The sequence below is a fragment of the Burkholderia sp. SIMBA_051 genome (assembly GCF_046534915.1).
Lineage (GTDB): Bacteria > Pseudomonadota > Gammaproteobacteria > Burkholderiales > Burkholderiaceae > Burkholderia > Burkholderia ambifaria.
Genome location: NZ_JAWRXS010000027.1, coordinates 1 through 3,473, shown reverse-complemented (window position 1 = coordinate 3,473; position 3,473 = coordinate 1). Strand labels below are relative to the sequence as shown.

Sequence of the window (3,473 nt, the reverse complement as noted above, 5' to 3'; positions counted from 1 at the left end):
TCTTCGGTGATGTAGTCCGCGTCCAGGATCATGGTATATCTCCTTCTTAAAGTTAAACAAAATTATTTCTAGAGGGGAATTGTTATCCGCTCACAATTCCCCTATAGTGAGTCGTATTAATTTCGCGGGATCGAGATCTCGATCCTCTACGCCGGACGCATCGTGGCCGGCATCACCGGCGCCACAGGTGCGGTTGCTGGCGCCTATATCGCCGACATCACCGATGGGGAAGATCGGGCTCGCCACTTCGGGCTCATGAGCGCTTGTTTCGGCGTGGGTATGGTGGCAGGCCCCGTGGCCGGGGGACTGTTGGGCGCCATCTCCTTGCATGCACCATTCCTTGCGGCGGCGGTGCTCAACGGCCTCAACCTACTACTGGGCTGCTTCCTAATGCAGGAGTCGCATAAGGGAGAGCGTCGAGATCCCGGACACCATCGAATGGCGCAAAACCTTTCGCGGTATGGCATGATAGCGCCCGGAAGAGAGTCAATTCAGGGTGGTGAATGTGAAACCAGTAACGTTATACGATGTCGCAGAGTATGCCGGTGTCTCTTATCAGACCGTTTCCCGCGTGGTGAACCAGGCCAGCCACGTTTCTGCGAAAACGCGGGAAAAAGTGGAAGCGGCGATGGCGGAGCTGAATTACATTCCCAACCGCGTGGCACAACAACTGGCGGGCAAACAGTCGTTGCTGATTGGCGTTGCCACCTCCAGTCTGGCCCTGCACGCGCCGTCGCAAATTGTCGCGGCGATTAAATCTCGCGCCGATCAACTGGGTGCCAGCGTGGTGGTGTCGATGGTAGAACGAAGCGGCGTCGAAGCCTGTAAAGCGGCGGTGCACAATCTTCTCGCGCAACGCGTCAGTGGGCTGATCATTAACTATCCGCTGGATGACCAGGATGCCATTGCTGTGGAAGCTGCCTGCACTAATGTTCCGGCGTTATTTCTTGATGTCTCTGACCAGACACCCATCAACAGTATTATTTTCTCCCATGAAGACGGTACGCGACTGGGCGTGGAGCATCTGGTCGCATTGGGTCACCAGCAAATCGCGCTGTTAGCGGGCCCATTAAGTTCTGTCTCGGCGCGTCTGCGTCTGGCTGGCTGGCATAAATATCTCACTCGCAATCAAATTCAGCCGATAGCGGAACGGGAAGGCGACTGGAGTGCCATGTCCGGTTTTCAACAAACCATGCAAATGCTGAATGAGGGCATCGTTCCCACTGCGATGCTGGTTGCCAACGATCAGATGGCGCTGGGCGCAATGCGCGCCATTACCGAGTCCGGGCTGCGCGTTGGTGCGGATATCTCGGTAGTGGGATACGACGATACCGAAGACAGCTCATGTTATATCCCGCCGTTAACCACCATCAAACAGGATTTTCGCCTGCTGGGGCAAACCAGCGTGGACCGCTTGCTGCAACTCTCTCAGGGCCAGGCGGTGAAGGGCAATCAGCTGTTGCCCGTCTCACTGGTGAAAAGAAAAACCACCCTGGCGCCCAATACGCAAACCGCCTCTCCCCGCGCGTTGGCCGATTCATTAATGCAGCTGGCACGACAGGTTTCCCGACTGGAAAGCGGGCAGTGAGCGCAACGCAATTAATGTAAGTTAGCTCACTCATTAGGCACCGGGATCTCGACCGATGCCCTTGAGAGCCTTCAACCCAGTCAGCTCCTTCCGGTGGGCGCGGGGCATGACTATCGTCGCCGCACTTATGACTGTCTTCTTTATCATGCAACTCGTAGGACAGGTGCCGGCAGCGCTCTGGGTCATTTTCGGCGAGGACCGCTTTCGCTGGAGCGCGACGATGATCGGCCTGTCGCTTGCGGTATTCGGAATCTTGCACGCCCTCGCTCAAGCCTTCGTCACTGGTCCCGCCACCAAACGTTTCGGCGAGAAGCAGGCCATTATCGCCGGCATGGCGGCCCCACGGGTGCGCATGATCGTGCTCCTGTCGTTGAGGACCCGGCTAGGCTGGCGGGGTTGCCTTACTGGTTAGCAGAATGAATCACCGATACGCGAGCTAACGTGAAGCGACTGCTGCTGCAAAACGTCTGCGACCTGAGCAACAACATGAATGGTCTTCGGTTTCCGTGTTTCGTAAAGTCTGGAAACGCGGAAGTCAGCGCCCTGCACCATTATGTTCCGGATCTGCATCGCAGGATGCTGCTGGCTACCCTGTGGAACACCTACATCTGTATTAACGAAGCGCTGGCATTGACCCTGAGTGATTTTTCTCTGGTCCCGCCGCATCCATACCGCCAGTTGTTTACCCTCACAACGTTCCAGTAACCGGGCATGTTCATCATCAGTAACCCGTATCGTGAGCATCCTCTCTCGTTTCATCGGTATCATTACCCCCATGAACAGAAATCCCCCTTACACGGAGGCATCAGTGACCAAACAGGAAAAAACCGCCCTTAACATGGCCCGCTTTATCAGAAGCCAGACATTAACGCTTCTGGAGAAACTCAACGAGCTGGACGCGGATGAACAGGCAGACATCTGTGAATCGCTTCACGACCACGCTGATGAGCTTTACCGCAGCTGCCTCGCGCGTTTCGGTGATGACGGTGAAAACCTCTGACACATGCAGCTCCCGGAGACGGTCACAGCTTGTCTGTAAGCGGATGCCGGGAGCAGACAAGCCCGTCAGGGCGCGTCAGCGGGTGTTGGCGGGTGTCGGGGCGCAGCCATGACCCAGTCACGTAGCGATAGCGGAGTGTATACTGGCTTAACTATGCGGCATCAGAGCAGATTGTACTGAGAGTGCACCATTGCGGTGTGAAATACCGCACAGATGCGTAAGGAGAAAATACCGCATCAGGCGCTCTTCCGCTTCCTCGCTCACTGACTCGCTGCGCTCGGTCGTTCGGCTGCGGCGAGCGGTATCAGCTCACTCAAAGGCGGTAATACGGTTATCCACAGAATCAGGGGATAACGCAGGAAAGAACATGTGAGCAAAAGGCCAGCAAAAGGCCAGGAACCGTAAAAAGGCCGCGTTGCTGGCGTTTTTCCATAGGCTCCGCCCCCCTGACGAGCATCACAAAAATCGACGCTCAAGTCAGAGGTGGCGAAACCCGACAGGACTATAAAGATACCAGGCGTTTCCCCCTGGAAGCTCCCTCGTGCGCTCTCCTGTTCCGACCCTGCCGCTTACCGGATACCTGTCCGCCTTTCTCCCTTCGGGAAGCGTGGCGCTTTCTCATAGCTCACGCTGTAGGTATCTCAGTTCGGTGTAGGTCGTTCGCTCCAAGCTGGGCTGTGTGCACGAACCCCCCGTTCAGCCCGACCGCTGCGCCTTATCCGGTAACTATCGTCTTGAGTCCAACCCGGTAAGACACGACTTATCGCCACTGGCAGCAGCCACTGGTAACAGGATTAGCAGAGCGAGGTATGTAGGCGGTGCTACAGAGTTCTTGAAGTGGTGGCCTAACTACGGCTACACTAGAAGGACAGTATTTGGTATCTG

3 protein-coding genes and 2 pseudogenes are annotated in these 3,473 nt (G+C 56.1%); 4 read left to right on the top strand and 1 reads right to left on the bottom strand.

Annotated elements, in window-relative coordinates:
- Positions 1–141: 141 nt before the first annotated feature.
- The 3 genes and pseudogenes from SB771_RS33310 to SB771_RS33300 all read left to right on the top strand — a co-directional run.
- Positions 142–426: pseudogene (locus SB771_RS33310) on the top strand (MFS transporter); the annotation flags it as partial.
- A 79-nt stretch (positions 427–505) separates the two neighbouring features.
- Positions 506–1,588 carry a DNA-binding transcriptional repressor LacI gene (gene lacI / locus SB771_RS33305; protein ID WP_000805902.1) on the top strand — a complete coding sequence of 361 codons (1,083 nt, stop codon included), beginning with the start codon at positions 506–508 and terminating at the stop codon, positions 1,586–1,588.
- A 49-nt stretch (positions 1,589–1,637) separates the two neighbouring features.
- Positions 1,638–1,979: pseudogene (locus tag SB771_RS33300) on the top strand (hypothetical protein); the annotation flags it as partial.
- 17 nt (positions 1,980–1,996) lie between these two features.
- Here SB771_RS33300 and SB771_RS33295 read toward each other — a convergent pair.
- Positions 1,997–2,365 (bottom strand): hypothetical protein, encoded by a 369-nt coding sequence (locus tag SB771_RS33295; protein WP_410721842.1) that lies wholly within the window; start codon positions 2,363–2,365, stop codon positions 1,997–1,999.
- A gap of 31 nt (positions 2,366–2,396) precedes the next feature.
- Here SB771_RS33295 and SB771_RS33290 point away from each other — a divergent pair, with 31 nt between their 5' ends.
- Entirely contained in the window at positions 2,397–2,588 is a 192-nt protein-coding gene (locus SB771_RS33290) for a Rop family plasmid primer RNA-binding protein (protein WP_000165985.1), read from the top strand.
- The last annotated feature ends 885 nt before the right edge of the window (positions 2,589–3,473 follow it).

What these genes read in the sequence shown, in the direction of transcription:
- SB771_RS33295 (WP_410721842.1), bottom strand. Translation starts at nt 2,365, where the DNA reads ATGGGGGTAATGATACCGATGAAACGAGAGAGGATGCTCACGATACGG.